This is a genomic window from Curtobacterium sp. MCPF17_001 (assembly GCF_003234615.1).
Taxonomy (GTDB): domain Bacteria; phylum Actinomycetota; class Actinomycetes; order Actinomycetales; family Microbacteriaceae; genus Curtobacterium.
The window spans coordinates 154,003-169,859 of record NZ_QKSL01000004.1 but is presented as its reverse complement, the minus strand read 5'-3'; the positions used below and the strand labels follow the sequence as shown (position 1 = coordinate 169,859).

At 72.2% G+C, this 15,857-nt stretch carries 12 protein-coding genes; 3 read left to right on the top strand and 9 right to left on the bottom strand.

What is annotated here, in order from left to right; all coding sequences use genetic code 11:
- Positions 1–5: 5 nt before the first annotated feature.
- Entirely contained in the window at positions 6–839 is an 834-nt protein-coding gene (locus tag DEJ24_RS05800; RefSeq protein ID WP_181436532.1) for a DUF429 domain-containing protein, read from the bottom strand.
- Positions 840–906: 67 nt separating this feature from the next.
- Here DEJ24_RS05800 and ligD point away from each other — a divergent pair, with 67 nt between their 5' ends.
- Entirely contained in the window at positions 907–1,926 is a 1,020-nt protein-coding gene (gene ligD / locus DEJ24_RS05795) for a non-homologous end-joining DNA ligase (protein ID WP_111077681.1), read from the top strand.
- 30 nt (positions 1,927–1,956) lie between these two features.
- On the opposite strand, the gene DEJ24_RS16810 is transcribed toward ligD, so the two are convergent.
- The 3 genes from DEJ24_RS16810 to DEJ24_RS05790 all read right to left on the bottom strand — a co-directional run bounded on the left by DEJ24_RS16810 (position 1,957) and on the right by DEJ24_RS05790 (position 3,462).
- Positions 1,957–2,106, bottom strand: coding sequence for a hypothetical protein (locus DEJ24_RS16810; protein ID WP_181436531.1), 150 nt, complete (start codon positions 2,104–2,106; stop codon positions 1,957–1,959).
- Positions 2,103–2,264: a hypothetical protein gene (locus DEJ24_RS16805; protein ID WP_166779260.1), complete on the bottom strand. Its 162-nt coding sequence runs from the start codon at positions 2,262–2,264 to the stop codon at positions 2,103–2,105. Before DEJ24_RS16805 ends, DEJ24_RS16810 begins: the two co-directional genes overlap by 4 nt.
- A 151-nt stretch (positions 2,265–2,415) precedes the next feature.
- The gene (locus DEJ24_RS05790) at positions 2,416–3,462 is read right to left on the bottom strand and encodes an ATP-dependent DNA ligase (RefSeq protein ID WP_111077680.1); all 1,047 of its coding nucleotides are present in this window, start codon (positions 3,460–3,462) and stop codon (positions 2,416–2,418) included.
- Between the two features lie 93 nt (positions 3,463–3,555).
- On the opposite strand from DEJ24_RS05790, the gene DEJ24_RS05785 reads away from it, so the two are divergent.
- Complete coding sequence (locus DEJ24_RS05785) at positions 3,556–4,575, top strand: MBL fold metallo-hydrolase (RefSeq protein ID WP_181436530.1); 1,020 nt, start codon at positions 3,556–3,558, stop codon at positions 4,573–4,575.
- A 23-nt stretch (positions 4,576–4,598) separates the two neighbouring features.
- Here the strand turns inward: DEJ24_RS05785 and DEJ24_RS05780 are convergent, their stop codons facing one another.
- The 5 genes from DEJ24_RS05780 to DEJ24_RS05760 form a co-directional block, all read right to left on the bottom strand.
- Positions 4,599–5,243, bottom strand: coding sequence for an FMN-dependent NADH-azoreductase (locus DEJ24_RS05780; protein ID WP_111077679.1), 645 nt, complete (start codon positions 5,241–5,243; stop codon positions 4,599–4,601).
- Positions 5,244–5,366: 123 nt separating this feature from the next.
- On the bottom strand, positions 5,367–7,037 hold the full coding sequence (locus DEJ24_RS05775) for a putative Ig domain-containing protein (protein ID WP_111077678.1): 1,671 nt from the start codon (positions 7,035–7,037) through the stop codon (positions 5,367–5,369).
- Positions 7,038–7,287: 250 nt separating this feature from the next.
- Positions 7,288–9,093, bottom strand: coding sequence for a putative Ig domain-containing protein (locus DEJ24_RS05770; protein WP_111077677.1), 1,806 nt, complete (start codon positions 9,091–9,093; stop codon positions 7,288–7,290).
- Between the two features lie 306 nt (positions 9,094–9,399).
- A complete protein-coding gene (locus tag DEJ24_RS05765; protein ID WP_111077676.1) occupies positions 9,400–11,028 on the bottom strand; it encodes a hypothetical protein in 1,629 nt (542 codons plus the stop codon).
- A 166-nt stretch (positions 11,029–11,194) separates the two neighbouring features.
- Positions 11,195–12,097, bottom strand: coding sequence for a LysR substrate-binding domain-containing protein (locus DEJ24_RS05760; RefSeq protein WP_111077675.1), 903 nt, complete (start codon positions 12,095–12,097; stop codon positions 11,195–11,197).
- 82 nt (positions 12,098–12,179) lie between these two features.
- Here DEJ24_RS05760 and DEJ24_RS05755 point away from each other — a divergent pair, with 82 nt between their 5' ends.
- Positions 12,180–15,656: a proline dehydrogenase family protein gene (locus DEJ24_RS05755; protein ID WP_111077674.1), complete on the top strand. Its 3,477-nt coding sequence runs from the start codon at positions 12,180–12,182 to the stop codon at positions 15,654–15,656.
- The last annotated feature ends 201 nt before the right edge of the window (positions 15,657–15,857 follow it).

Below are 15,857 nucleotides of genomic sequence, written 5' to 3'. Positions count from 1 at the left end.
CCAGCCTAGCGAGCGGGACGCTGCGTCCGGCGCGCGGGGGCGACGAGGGCCGGCAACCGGCCCTGCGCGTCGAGCGGGTCGGACGGGAGGCCCGGATCGCCACCCAGCACCTGCACCCGTTCGTCACCGTGTCGCTCCCAGAAGGAGGCCGTCCAGGCGCAGAGGACGCCGTCGAGCAGGTCCTCGCGGTGCTTGTGCGTCGGCCCGTGCAGCACGGACGGGTCGCGGAGGTCGCGGGTGAGCGGGTGCGCGTCGAGGTCGAGCGGTGGGTCGAACACCGTGGTGCGCATGCGCCGGACGAGTTCGTCGAACGCCTCCGCCCGGCGCTGCCGTGCGACGGCCGGGGGTACGGACGTGTCGAGCCGCTTGTAGCGGGGCCGTTCGTCGTCGTAGCCGAACTCCTCCACCCCGACGAGCGTCGTGTACGGGTAGCACTCGAACACCGCCGGGACGGTCCGGGCGCGCATGGCAGCGGTGTCACTGACGTAGGTCACGCCCAGGGCAGTCAGCCGGTCGAGCATCCGCGCCCCGGCGCTCGCGGCCGAGGCCAGGTTGGTCGGGTTCGCGGCCACCTTCCACCGGCCGTACCGCTGCCCGACCTGGCGTTCGGCCTCGCGGACACCCGTCGGGTTGGTGACGACGAGCGACGCGTCGACTGCGATCAGGGTCCGGGGGCCGAGCCGTTCGGCGATCCAGGCGGTGACCTCGTCGACACCGCGGGCCCAACCGGCGTCCGTCACCCGGCCGTCCCCGTCGAGCGCGGCCAGACCGGTCTCGTTCGGAGCACGTCGTTCGGTGCCGAGGCCCCAGGCCAGGTCCACCCCGAGGTACGCGGTCACCGGTCCATCCTGCCGGGTCCGGTCCCGGTCCGTCCCGTGCTCCCGTCGTCGGAGTAGGTTCCGCTGCATGGCGACACCGGCGACGACGCTCACCGTGCCCGGACCCGACGGCGAGCGGGAGGTCCGGATCTCCAGTCCGTCCCGCGTGCTGTGGCCGGACCTCGGCATCACCAAGCTCGATCTGGCTCGGTACCTGGTGGCCGTGGGGGACGGCTTCGTCCGTGCCAACGGCGACCGACCGATCTCGCTGCAGCGGTTCCCGGACGGCGTCGACGGGGAGCAGTTCTTCTCTAAGAACCCGCCGAAGGGCGCTCCCGAGTACGTGCGGGCGGTGACGGTCACCTACCCGAGCGCCCGGAGCCACCCGCAGCTGGTGATCGACGAACCGGCCGTCGCGGTGTGGGCAGCGCAGATGAACACCGTCGTGTTCCACCCCTGGGCCTCCCGAGCGGAGGACAGCGACCACCCGGACCAGCTCCGCGTCGACCTGGACCCGCAGCCGGGCACGGACTTCCACGACGCCGTCCCCGCCGCGCACGAGTTGCGGAAGGTCCTGGCCGAGGTCGGACTGGAGGCGTGGGTGAAGACCAGCGGCAACCGTGGACTGCACGTCTTCGCCCCGATCGAGCCGGCGTACGAGTTCCTGGACGTCCGACACGCGGTGATCGCCGCCGCCCGCGAACTCGAACGGCGGATGCCCGAGCAGGTCACGACCGCCTGGTGGAAGGAGGAGCGCGGCTCACGGATCTTCGTCGACTTCAACCAGGCGAACCGCGACCGGACGATGGCCGGCGCCTACAGCCCGCGCGCGCTGCCGAACGCGGCGGTGTCGACGCCGCTGGCCTGGAACGAACTCGATGACGCCGACCCGACGGCGTTCACGATCCTGACCGTGCCCACGAGGCTCGACACGACCGGGGACCCGTGGGAGTCGATGTCAGCCGAACCCCGGAGCATCGACCCACTGCTCGAGTGGTGGCGGCGCGACCTGGAGCATGGTCTCGGCGAACTGCCGTTCCCGCCCGACTTCCCGAAGATGCCGGGCGAGCCGCCGCGCGTGCAGCCGTCACGGGCCAAGAAGGCCTGAGCGCGCACCAGCTCGTCCGGGAGGACCTGCTCAGATGAGCGAGGAGGAGTCCTCGCGGCGCAGGTCGTCGTCGTCGACGCGGGAGGTCTGCAGCGGCAACCCGACCGTCGCCGTGTGCAGCCGGGTCAGGCGGGACCAGGTCCGGCGGTTGCCCTGCGTGATGCCGTCGAGGACGATCATGCGCCCAGGCCGATCGTGACGAAGGCGAGCGCGGCGGCGGTGACGCCTGCGATCCCGCTGATGATCGCGCTGGTCTGCAGGGCACGCTGGTGACGTGCTTCGCGGACCTCGCTGAGAGGGTTGCGCTGTGCTCGGCGAACGAGGATCTCGTTGCTCATGTCCACTCCGATCCATGATCTCGAGGGGGTGGAGAACCACCGTTTCCCTGATGTCTCGAATGCTTCCACACAATCACTAGTTCGGCTAACTACTGATGACGAGCGAGCGCCAAATGGACAACTCCACCCCCGTTCGTGGGGGCGGGCAATGTCAGCTCAGGACGTCGTCGAGGTCGTACGCCGCCGGCACCTCGAGCTGGTCGAACCCGCACGAGCGAGCCTGCCGATCTGGCCGCCACCGGGCGAACTGCACCGTATGGCGGAAGCGGTCACCCTCCATCTGGTCGTACCGGACCTCGAGCACCCGTTCCGGCGCGAGCCGGACGAACGACGTGTCGCGACCCGACGAGAACCGCGACCGTTCGCCGTCACCGGTGACGGGCCTCCCGTCCGCGTCCCGCTCGACGAGCGGTTCGAGTTCGTCCACCAGTTCACGCCGACGCTTGTCGGAGAACGCCGAGACGCCGCCGACCATCCGCAGTTCACCGTCCTCGTCGTACAGCCCGAGCAGCAGCGAGCCGACGCCCGTCCCGCTCTTGTGCACCCGGTAGCCGACCGCGACGACGTCGGCCTCGCGGTGGTGCTTGACCTTGAGCATGGTGCGCTTGTTCGGCTCGTACGGACGCTGCCGCGGCTTCGCGACGACCCCGTCCAGGCCTGCGCCCTCGAACGACGTGAGCCATCGACGGGCCGTCTCGACGTCGAGCGTGGTCCGGGTCACGAAGAGGGGATCGGTCAGATCGGCGCCGAGGGACTCGAGGGCCGCCCGTCGGTCGTCGAACGGGCGGGAGGTCAGGTCCTCCCCGTCCACGTGCAGCAGGTCGAACGCCACGAACTGCGCCGGCGTCTCGACCGAGAGCTTCGCGATGCGTGAAGCCGCCGGGTGGATCCGTTGGGACAGCGCTTCCCAGTCGAGCTTCTCGTGCCCGGGCTCCCCGGACCGCACGATCACCTCGCCGTCCAGGACGACCCGGCCCGGGCGGCCGCCGAACTGCGCGTGGAACGCCTCGACCAGTTCGGGGAAGTAGCGGGTGAGCGGCTTCGCCCCGCGGCTGCCGATCTCGACGTCGTCGCCGTCGATCGTCACGATGCCGCGGAAGCCGTCCCACTTCGGCTCGTACCGCAGTCCGCCGGTGACGCTGTCCGGATCCGGGACGGCGGCGACGGCCTTGGCGAGCATGGGCGCGATGGTCTCCATGCCGCCTGTCTACGCGCTCGTCGCCGACGACGGCCTGGAGGCACGGTGCGCGGCCGCCCCGCCCGCTCGGCCCGTGCTCACTACGCTGGTCGCGTGTCGAACCCGTCGCCCGTCAGCCCCGTGCAGGCCGCGGCGCTCGCCGCAGGTGAGCTGCCACCCGTCGAGGAGGTCCGCCCCGGCATCTGGACGCTCGCGGTCCCGTTCCGCGGTGGTGTGCCCGACGCCACGCTGGTCTACGTCGTCGCCGGGGACGACGGGGCGCTCGCGGTGATCGACCCCGGCTGGAGCGACGGCGGCGAACTCGACGTCCTGACCGAGGGCCTCCGGACGATCGGACGCGGGGTGGAGGACGTCACCCTGGTCGCGGTCACCCACCTGCACGCCGACCACCTCGGCGCCGCCGCTGCGCTCCGTCGCCGTTCAGGAGCCCCGATCGCGATGCACCCGGCCGAGGTCCGTGCCCTCCAGCACGCCCGTGCCGATGCCGAGCAGAACGAGCGGGACGCCCGGACCTGGGGAGTCCCCGACGACCGGTTGGACGGTGTCCTGGCGGTGTGGGGCTCCGGTCGGCAGCTCGGGCAGGGGACCGTCGAGGCGCCGTTCGCCGACCTGCTGCTCCATGACGGCGAGCGACTGCCGATCCCAGGCCGGGACCTCCGTGTGCTGTGGACCCCGGGCCACACCGGTGGCCACGTCTGCTTCGTCGACGAGCGGGACGGCCTGCTGTTCACGGGCGACCACGTCCTGCCCAGGATCAACTCCGGCATCGGCCTGGGTGGGCGGACCGACTCGAACCCCCTGCGGGACTCGCTCGACTCCTTGGCCGCCCTCGAGCCGTACGCCGGGCTGGAGGTCTGCCCGGGCCACGAGTACCGGTTCCACGACGTGGTCGCCCGGGCTCGGGTGCTGGCCGCGCACCGCGACGAGCGGACCCGCCACGTCGCCGACGCGCTGGACACCCTGGACCGCCCGACGGTGTTCGAGGTGGCGTCACGCGTGCCGTTCAGCGGCGGCATCGAGTCCATGTCCGGCTATCTTCTGGCGAGCGCCCTGAGCCAGACGGTGTTCCACGCCGACCTGCTCGGACGCGCCGGAGAACTCCGCCGAGCCTGAGCACACGTCAGCTGCTCGGGAAGTCAGCCGAGCGTCGTCGCCAGGCGTTCCATGACCACCCGTGCATCCGCGAACTCGGCAGCGGCGTGCTCGGCCAACGGTGCGAGTCCGGGCAGCCGGTCGGCGAGGGTCGCACTGACCACGACGGGGTGCACCTTCATGCCGAGTGCCGTGCCGAGGATGATGTCGAGCACCGGCGACGCATGGTCCCAGTGCTCCGTCGGCGTCCCCGCCTCGTACGTGCCACCGCGACTGACGACGGTCACGACGGGACGCCCGGCGAGGGGCTGCGGCGTGCCGTCGGGGCCGGGGACGAGCACGCCGGGGATGTGCACGCGGTCGAGCCAGGCCTTGAGGCTGGACGGCACCGTGTAGTTGTACAGCGGTGAACCGATCACGACGACGTCGGCGGCCAGCAGTTCGTCGATGACGTCCTGGCGTAGCCGCTCGGCCGCGTCGGGTACGGACTCCTCTGCCGTGCGGTCAGCTGCAGCCCAGTGCAGCGCCGACGTCTCGAGGTGCGGCAGCGGGTCCACGTGCAGGTCGCGGCGGACGACCGTGTACTCCGGGCCGCGGGCTCGCCATGCAGCCGCGAAGGCAGCGGTCAGGGCGCGGGAGCGGGAATGGGACAGGTCGGCGGAGGAATCGATGTGCAGCAGGCTCGGCATGGCTCCAACGCTAGCCGCGCCGTCCGGTCCGGGAGATGCGCGTCACCGACCTGTGGACGACGGAACGGCCCCGCCGATCCGTGGAGGGATCGACGGGGCCGCGGGAGGAGCCTCCCGTCCGGATCAGCGCTGCGCGCGTCGGCGGACGGTGCGCAGGCCCACCAGTGCCGCACCGGCGGCGAGCATGCCGAGCGCCCAGGGCAGGGAGTCGGTCGCGTCCGTACCCGTGTAGGCCAGGCGGCCATGCGCGTGCGCGGCGGTGCGGACCGGGACGGTGCCGATCGGCGCGGCTGCCACCGGGGGCGTGACCACCGGGGGAGTCGAGACCGGGGCGGTCGCGGTGGGGACGACCTCGACGGCGAAGCTCGTCGCGAAGTCGCCGGCGGCCGCCGTCAGGTTGTGGACCGAGGCGTGCGGGAAGGTCACGTTCAGGAAGTTGCCGTAATCACCGAGGTCGGGGTCTTCGCGGACGACGTCGGAGGCGATGTCCGAGGTGATGGCGAGCTCCGGCGAGTTGCCGTCCTCGTCGGTCACCGCATTGCCGAACCGGTCGACCAGGTCGCCGTTGACGAGGAGCGTGCCGCCCTGCTTGACGGTCGGACGGCCACCGTCGATGTCGGTCGTCTCGCTCTCCCAGCTGTCGGACGCGAAGTGGTACTTCTCGATCTCGGTCGTGACGTGGCCACGTGCATCGATGATCCAGCTCGTCAGCGTGCCGTCCGTGGGCCCGTCGTCGTCGACGCCGCTCTTCACATACTGGAGGAACGAAGCGCGGTCGGCCGAGAAGACCTGCACGCCGGCCGCAGCCGCTGCGTCGACGTTCAGCTCGACGTACTGCGTGACGGTCGTACCGCCGCTGGTCGCGGTGACGGCGAACTCGCTGTACAGCGCGTCTTCGGTCGTACCGGACAGGACGCCGGTCGCTGCGTCGAACGTGATGCCGTCGGGCAGCTGGTCGTCCGGCGTGCCCTCGGGCTCCTCGCCGTCGTCCTCGGCCTCATCCGGGTAGGCCCAGGCGAGCGCGAAGGTCGGTGCCGGCGATCCCGTGGCCCGGAACGTGTACGAGAACGCCTCGCCGGCGGTGGTGTCGAGCGCGAAACGCTCCCCGTCCGGGTCGAGACCGGCGGTGACCGGCTTGCCGGCCGCGTCGACGAACACCGGGTCCTGGGTGACGGCGGCCGACTTCGCGGACGCGACCTCGACGGAGTCGTCACGCAGCGTGTTCGTGACCGTGACGGTGACGACCTTCGTGACGTCGCCCGGCTGGACGACGTAGCTGCCGTCGTCTATGTCGGTGGCGACGCCGCCGACGGACCAGAGGTACGAGAACGAGGTGGGCTTGGTGAAGCCGGAGGTCGTCGCGACGAGCGTCGAGCCGACCTTGGCGGTACCGGAGAGCTTGACCGTGGCGGTCGAGACTGCCGTGGGGGCGACCGGAGCCGCAGCGGTGGGCGCGGCAGCCGTCGGCGTGGTGCCGGTGGGTGCATCGCCAGCGGTCGGGGCCGGCGTCGCCGTGGGTGCGGGGCTCGTCGGGTCCGCGACCGGCGGAGCGGTCGGCGCGGTGCCGGTGGGCGCGCCGGCGGCCGTCCCCGCGTCGGCCGGGAGGCCCGGAGCAGTCGGGGCGGTCGAGTCGCCACCCGAGACGGCCGGCGCGGTCGCGGCGGTGTCGGCCGGAGCCTCGGCGGCGTACGCGGTGGTAGCGGTCATGACGCCGAGACCGGTCGTCAGGCCGATCAGAGCAGTTGCGGTGCCGACGGCGCAAGCGCGTCGGACGAAGGCGGTGCTGCGGTGCACGGGTTCCCCCAGGGTCCATGTCCGGTCAGATGCCGGAACGTATGAATCAGCCGAGAATCCCCGACGTGGTCGGATCGTATTGGTAAAGGGTGAACCGATCGGTTCCGAATATCCGAATGTGACCCGAGTTGGGGGGAGTGTGCGGTTTCCCGCAAGGCGCTCGGCGCGCACGGAGTTCGGCGCACACGGCACTCGGCGCACACGGACGAGGGGCGCGTCCGGGTCGGGCACGCCCCTCGTCGTTCGTGGCTCAGGCCCGACGACGCCGTGCGCGCAGGGTGAGCAGCGCCACACCGGACGCGAGCAGGCCGAGGCCCCAGGCGATCGGACCCGTCGTGTCGGCGCCCGTGAAGGCGAGGCTGCCGGTGGTGCCGGTGCCGGTGCCGGTGGTGCCGGCGGACGGGACGACGGTGACGGGGAACGTGGTCGAGACACCCTGGCTCGTGACGGTCAACGTGTGCGTCGACGCGTGCGGGAACGTGACGTCCGCGTTCCACCCGGCCCGCTCGACCACGTCCGAAGCGACGTCACTCGTCACGGTGTCGGGCGTCCTGCCGTCCCAGTCGCCGTCCAGCGGGACCGTGATGTTGCCGAAGGCGTCGACCGGCGCCGCTGCGATCCGCAGCGTGCCGCCCTGCGGGACGGTCGGGCGGCCACCGGTCGTCCGCTCGATGTCGTGCTGCGGTCCGTTCGGGAACCAGGTGGTCTCCACCGAGCCGTCGGGCTGGATCGTCCAGGTGCGCTGCTCCCGCAGGTCCCCGGGGCGGGTCACCGTCACGAGGGCACCGACCGCCGGAGCGGGGGCCGTGCGGAGGTCGACGTACTGCGTGGCGGTCTGTTCGCCGGAGGTCGCGACGACGGCGAACGTGTAGTGGGCCGCCTGGGTGTCCGTGCCGCTGAGCACCCCGGTGGTCGGGTCCAGCGTGATGCCCGCCGGGAACGAGGCGCCGATGTCCGAGGCCGGGAACGGCTGCCCGTCCGGCCGCACGATCGAGTAGCGCACCGGCTCGTCGACGGGCCCTCCGGAAGCCTGGAACGTGTGCGAGAACGCCTTGCCGGCCTGCGCGAGGAGCTGGACGGCGTGGTCCTCGGTCGTGCCGCCGGTGAAGGACAGCCCGCCGTCGTCCTCCGCCGGGGCGACGGACAGCAGGATCCGCTCCGACAGCCCACCGCCCGGGTGGTACGGCGTCGTGACGTGGACCCAGATCTGGTCGCGGAGCGGCGTCGAGGATTCGAGGGTCCCGGAGAGCACCCCGTCCTCCGAGAGGGTCACGCCCGCGGGCAGCACGCTCGGGTCCGCGGTGCCGCTGATGGAGCCGTTCACGAAGAAGGACAGGTCGGGGTTGTCAACGGGAGCGAGGTCGACGGAGAAGGGCTCACCGCTGGTCACCGGGACGACGCGCTGGCCGTAGATGAACCGCCGGTCGGAGTCCTCGACGACGACCGTGCTGCTCGGTGCACTGGTGACCGACGTCGGCGTCATGCCGGGAGCCGTGCCGGTGACGGTGACCGTGAAGGTGCCGTCGGCCTGCTCCGGGTCCACGACGTAGGTCCGCTGGGTGCCCTGGTCGCGGTTCGCGAGGACCGGGTGGTGGAAGTCCCACCGGTACGTGAAGGTCGTGCCCGCCGGCCAGCCGGCCGTGTCCGCGGAGATGGTCTGCCAGGCGCGGGTCGTGCCGACGATCGCGACCGTGCCGGCAGGGGTCGCCGTCGGGGCGTCCGCGCTCGGCGTGGGCGTCGCCGCAGCGGGGGCGACGGTGGCCGGGACAGCAGCCTCCGGGAGCGTCGGCGCTGCGGGCGTGGCCGTCGGGGCCGGCGGGGTCGTCGCGGCCGGGGTGCCCGCAGCAGCGCTCGCCGGGCCCGCAGCCGAGTCGGCGGTCGGGCCGTCGGCCGGTGCGTCGACGCTGGTGGACGTCCCGACGGCAGCGTTCGGTGCGAGCTCGTCGGCCGAGGCGCTGACCGCCCCGATGCCGAACGCTGAGGACGCCGCGACGATGGCGACGGCGGAGCCGATGGCCGCGATCCGGTGGATCGGCGGCAGGCAGGTCTTGTGCATTGGGTTCCCCCCTGGGATGACGTGTGGCCGGGCTGCCCGATGGCGTGCCCGTAGCCAGATCGTAGGGTCCGCAGAGGCCGCGGAACCGGTCGACACGGTCACGAAACCGTCACGGAAAACGTGCCGAGAAACCCGTCATGATCGGGGATTTCCCGACATGGTGCCCTCAGGATCGCGCCGCTCGGTCGGATGGAGCTGGCTCCGGTGTTCCGACGGGTGCCCCGGGGTGCCCCGGGGTGCCCCGGGGTGCCCCGGGGCGCACTGGAGGGGCGTGCCCGACTCGGACACGCCCCTCCAGCTGCTCGTTCAGGCTCGACGTCGACGCACCCGTGCCACGAGGAGCGCCGCTCCGGCCGCCAGCAGACCGAGGGCCCAGGCGATCGGCCCGGTCTCGTCGGCACCCGTGAAGGCGAGGTGGCCGGACGGCGCCGAGCCACTGCCGGGGCTGCCCGTTCCGGACGCGGTGCCACCGGCGGCCGCGGGGGTCGTCGGGGTGGCAGTCGTTGCCGTCGCCGCCACGCCGACCGTGAAGCTGATCGTCCGGCCGTCGGGGGCGGTCCCCGTGAGCGTCCGGACGCCGGGCGAGGAGAACGTGACCGCCGTGCCCGGGTCGTACTTGCCGAGCGTGTCACCGGCGACCGAGGAAGCCCAGTCGTCGTCGATGACCGGGATCGGCTGGCGGTTGCCGTAGCGGTCGACCAGGCCGGTGTTCACGGTGATGGTCGAGCCCACCGTCGACGTGATGGGCGTGGACGCCGGCGCCTGGTCGTCCGAGAGCGCGTCGAGGTACTCCGTCGTCCCGTCGGCCGACACCGTCCAGGAGCGGGAGTGCGGCGGGTCATAGTCCGTCACGAAGGCTCGTAGTTGCGTGTCCGCCGCCAGGCCCACCGTCAGCTGCACGTGCTGCCCGGGCGCTCCCGCGGGTTCCTGGGAGGTCCGGGCCAGGACCCAGAAGTCGACGACCTGGGCCGTCGTGGTGGACCCGGAGAGCACGCCGTCGCTGGACAGTGTCAGCCCCGCGGGGAGGGCTGCGGCGTCGATCGGACCGTCGGCCGACGAGCTCACGCCGTACCGGAGGCTTCCCTGGTCGCCGGTCAGCGCCTGGATCGGCACCGAGATCGTCTCGCCGGCATGAGCCGTGAGCTCGCGGACACCTGCGCCGGTGAACGTCGTCTCGTCGTTGAAGTCCGCGTGGACCGGGGCGCTGGTGACGGTCGTCGGGTCCTCGCCCGGTGCGGTGCCGGTGACCGCGACGGTCAGGTCGCTCGTCGCGTCCGGGTGGCCGAGCACGTACGTGTCGCTCGTGGCGCCGGCGATGACGCGCGTCCCGACGACCGGCCCCGACAGGGTCCACTGGTAGGCGAAGGTCGTGCCGGCAGGCCAGCCGTCGGTCACGGCGCGGAGCGTGTGCCAGGTCGTGGCCGTCCCGGTGATCGCGACGGTGCCGGCTGCGGTCGCGGACGGGGCGGCGGCTGCGGTCGGCGTCACGGCCACCGGCGTGACGGCCACCGGCGTGACGGTCGTGGTCGTCGCTGCTGCGCGAGGGACGGTCGGTGCAGCCGGTGCAGCCGGTGCAGCCGGTGCAGCCGGTGTCGTTGTCGGCGCGGGCGTGGCTGCCGGAGTGGGTACACCGTGATCGCGGCCGGTCTCTCCCGGCGCAGCGTCGGCACCCGAGGTCGAGCCGACCGCCGGATCGGTCGGACCGGTCGCTGGCGAGCCGACCCCGGTGGTCGCGCCGACCCCGGTGGTCGCGCCGACCCCGGTGGCCGCGTCGGCGCCCGTGGACATCACGACACTCGTGTCCGGCACCGACTCGTCAGCGGAGGCGCTGCTGACGCTGACGCCGATGCCGAACGCTGAGGACGCCGCGACGATGGCGACGGCGGAGCCGATGGCCGCGATCCGGTGGATCGGCGACAGGCAGGTCTTGTGCATTGGGTTCCCCCCTGGGATGACGTGCGAGCGGGCCGCCCAGTGGCTGGCCCGTGGCCAGAGCGTACGGCGCAGAAGTGTCGCGGAACCGTCCGGGATGGTCACGAAACCGTCACGGAAAAAGTGCTCGGAAACCCGTCATGATCGGGGATTTCCCGACATGGTGCCCTCAGGATCGGGGAGCGCCGGCCGCCCGCTCGAGCGCCGCCCGGAACGCCGACACCGCCGGGGACTCGGCGCTCGCGATGCGCTGCGCCGTGAAGAGCGTCCGGCGTCCCGGTTCCGGCAGCTCGAGCAGTCGGCAACTCGTCGACCGGCCGGCCCAGACCAGGTCCGGCATCAGGGCCACCGCGTTGCCGGACTCGATGAGCCGGATCTGCGCCTGCAGGTCGGCGGTCTCGTACCGGACGTCGGGTTCGAAGCCGGCACGTCGGCAGGTCTGCTCGGCGAAGTGCCGGGAGGCTGCACCACGTGGTTCCATCACCCACGGCAGCGTCGCGGCCTCCTCGAGCGAGGCCACCGGCCAGAGCGCCGTCGCCACCGGCGGCAGCGCCAACCGCACCGGGTCCGTCGTCAGGTCGCGCCGGTCGAGGCCCGGGAACCGCGGTGCCGCGTGCGCCGGGTACTGCTCGGCGATCACCATGTCGAAGTCCCTAGCCCAGGTCTCGTTGAGCGCTGTCTCCGGTTCGCGCTGCACCATCTCGACCCGGACGTCGGGGTGCTCGAGCGCCATCGTGCGGAGCGCGGACGGCATCAGCGCGAGCGCGGCCGACTGGAACACCGCGACCCGGATGCGCCCCTGCACACTCGTCAGCGTCGACTCGACCGAGGCCTGCGCACGCTCCAGGGTGTCGAGCACCTCGCCCGCTGCCGCTACCAGCACCTCGGCCTGCGGCGTGAGTTGCAGGCGTCTCCCGGCACGGCGGAGCAGCTGGACGCCGGCCTCGCGCTCGAGCACGGCGAGCTGCTGCGACACCGCCGACGGGGTGAAGTTCATCGCCTCGGCGACGGCTGCGACCGTGCCCCGGATCGACAGCTCGCGGAGGAGCACCAGGCGACGGACGTCGAGCATGTCGAAAGCGTAGCTGAGCTGAACGGAATGCATCAGGAACGGTTGCTTCCGCTACCGAAAGAGCGCCCGTCACACTGTCCCCATGACCGACGTCCAGCCGCGCTCCGACGCTGCCGCCCCGACCGTCCACGACGACCTCGCCGACGCGTCCGTCGCGCTCGTCCGACAGTGGCTCGCCGAGGCCGAGACGTACCCCGTCGACGGCTCCGCGAAGCAGCTCGCTGGCGTCCTCGCCGACCCGAAGGGCCTCGCCTTCGCCGTCGGCTTCGTGGACGGCGTCGTCCGCCCCGAGGACCTCGCCGTCGCGGCCCGCAAGCTCCGCGCCATCGCGCCGGACGCACCCGGGTTCCTGCCCGCCGCGCTCCGCGGACTGGTGCGCCTCGGTGGCGGACTGGCACCGAGCCTCCCGACCGTCGTCGTGCCGATCGCCCGACGGGTGCTGCGGAACATGGTCGGCCACCTCATCGTCGACGCGACGGACGCGAAGCTCGGCCCCGCGATCGCGGGGATCAAGCAGGACGGCGTCCGCCTCAACGTGAACCTGCTCGGCGAAGCCGTGCTCGGCGAACGCGAAGCCGCACGGCGTCTCGCCGGCACCCACGCGCTCCTCAGCCGTGACGACGTCGACTACGTCTCGATCAAGGTCTCCTCGACGGTCCATCCGCACTCGCCATGGGCGTTCGACCACGCCGTCGACGACATCGTCGAGCAGCTCCGCCCGCTGTTCGAGCGCGCCGCAGCGGCATCGCCGAGGAAGTTCATCAACCTCGACATGGAGGAGTACAAGGACCTCGACCTCACCATCGCGGTCTTCACGAAGCTCCTCGACGAGCCGCAGTTCGCCGACCTCGAAGCGGGGATCGTGCTGCAGGCCTACCTGCCCGACGCGCTCGCCGCCATGGAGCACCTGCAGGAGTGGTCCGCCGCCCGTCGTGCCCGAGGGGGAGCCGACATCAAGGTCCGCCTGGTCAAGGGCGCGAACCTGCCGATGGAGCAGGTCGAGGCGTCGGTGCACGGGTGGCCGCTCGCGACCTGGCACACCAAGCAGGACTCGGACACGAACTACAAGCGCGTGCTCGACTGGGCGCTGACGCCGGAGCGCATCGCGAACGTCCGGGTCGGCGTCGCCGGGCACAACCTGTTCGACGTCGCGCACGCCTGGCTGCTGGCCGGGCAGCGCGGAGTCCGGGACGGCATCGAGTTCGAGATGCTCCTCGGCATGGCGCAGGGGCAGGCCGCCGCGGTGAAGAAGACCGTCGGTTCGCTGCTGCTCTACACGCCGGTCGTGCACCCGGGGGAGTTCGACGTCGCGATCGCCTACTTGATCCGCCGTCTCGAAGAGGGCGCGTCGCAGGACAACTTCATGTCCGCGGTGTTCTCGCTCGCGTCCTCCCCGACGCTCTTCGCCCGCGAGGAAGCCCGCTTCCGCGACTCGCTGGCACCGCTCGCCCTGCCCGGCGGACTCGACGCCCCGGCACCGCACCGCGTCGCGGACCGGTACGCCGCCGTCGACCGCCCGGCGCCCGGCCACTTCGAGAACACGCCGGACAGTGACCCGTCCGTCGGATCGGTCCGCGAGTGGGGCGCCGGCATCACCGCCCGCATCGCCTCGTCGACGCTCGGGGTCTCGGCCGTCCGGGAGGCCCGGATCACCTCCGCCTCGACCCTCGAGTCCGCCCTGCGGCGCGTCCGTGCCGCGGGCACGACCTGGGGTTCGTGGTCGGGTGCCGCCCGCGGCGCGGTCTTGCACGCCGTCGGCGACGCCTTGGAGGCGAACCGCGCCGCCCTCATCGAGGTGATGGCGTCGGAGACCGGCAAGACCATCGACCAGGCCGACCCGGAGGTGTCCGAGGCGATCGACTTCGCGCACTTCTACGGCGAACTCGCGGCCTCCCTCGACACCGTCGACGGCGCCTCCTTCACCCCGGTGGCCCTGACGCTGGTCACCCCGCCGTGGAACTTCCCCGTGGCGATCCCGGCCGGGTCGACGCTGGCCGCGTTGGCAGCCGGGTCCGCCGTCGTGCTGAAGCCCGCGCCGCCGGCCGCGCGCAGCGGTGCCGTCCTGGCGTCGGTCATCGAGACCGCCCTCGACGCGCACGGTGCACCGGCCGACGTCCTGGCGTTCCTCGACGTCGAGGAGTCCGAGCTCGGCAAGGACCTCATCGCGTCGCCGCTCGTCGACCGCGTGATCCTGACCGGCGCGTACGAGACGGCCGAGCTGTTCCGGTCCTTCCGTCCCGACCTGCCGCTGCTCGCCGAGACGTCCGGCAAGAACGCCGTCATCGTGACCCCGTCGGCGGACCTCGACCTCGCCGTGAAGGACGTCGTCGCCTCGGCCTTCGGCCACGCGGGGCAGAAGTGCTCGGCCGCGTCGCTCGTCGTCATGGTCGGCTCGGTCGCGAAGTCCAAGCGCTTCCGCAACCAGCTCCTCGACGCCGTGTCCTCGCTGACCATCGGCTACCCGACCGACCCGACGACCCAGATGGGGCCGATCATCGAACCGGCATCGGGCAAGCTGCTCGACGGCCTGACGACGCTCGGTGCGGGGGAGTCCTGGGCGGTCGAGCCGAAGCAGCTCGACGAGACCGGGAAGCTCTGGAGCCCCGGTGTCCGGCAGGGCGTCCGGCGGGGCTCGGACTACCACCGCACCGAGTACTTCGGCCCGATCCTCGGCGTCATGACCGCCGAGACCCTGGACGAAGCCATCGACATCGTCAACGAGGTCGACTACGGCCTGACCTCGGGTCTGCACTCCCTGGACCCGGGCGAGATCGGCACGTGGCTCCGTCGCATCCAGGCGGGCAACCTCTACGTGAACCGCAGCATCACCGGCGCGATCGTCCGCCGCCAGCCGTTCGGTGGGTGGAAGAAGTCCGCGGTCGGCGCGGGCACGAAGGCCGGTGGCGTGAACTACCTGGTCGGCCTCGGCTCGTGGGAGCCCGCCGTCGCCCGCGCTGGCTCGACGCCGTCGTCGGACGTGTCGGCCTTCGTCCGGGCGACGGGTGTGGCGTCCGAGTCCGTCGACCGTGCGATCGCGTCCGACGAACTCGCGTGGACCTCGGAATTCGGGACCGCAGCCGACGTGTCCGCACTCTCCGCCGAGCGCAACGTCTTCCGGTACCTGCCGTTCCCGGGCGTCCACGTCCGCCTGGCCTCGCCTGCCGAGGGTGAGTCGGACGTCGACGGCCTCGTACGGGTCGTCGCCGCGGCGCTCCGTGCGGGCACCTCCGTCCAGGTCTCCACGGCCGCCGCGCTCCCGGAAGCGGTGGCCACCGCGCTCCGCGGGCTCCCGCTCGTCGAGTCCGTGCGGCAGACCGAGTCGGACGAGACGTTCGCCGCCCGGATCGCTGCCGGCCCGTCCACGCGTGTCCGACTCATCGCCGGGGACGCCGCTGCGCTCGCCGTCGGAACGAACGGCGGACCGGACCTCGCCGTGTACGCCGAGCCGGTGACCGAGGCCGGACGCATCGAGATGCTGCCGTTCCTCCGCGAGCAGGCGGTGTCCATCACGGCGCATCGGTTCGGCACGCCGAACCACCTGTCCGACGACCTCATCTGACGACTGCTGTCGCCGACGGCAGCGCGGGTAGCCGATCGACGCCGGCCTCGGAGCGCTCCGGGGTCGGTGTCGCTACAACGGGTGCATGTGTGAGTCAGCGCAGTGCCCGGTGTGCGGGAAGTCCACCTGGACCGGGTGTGGCGAGCACGTGCGTGACGTCCTCCGGGGCGTCCGCCGTCGTGACCGCTGCACCGGACACGG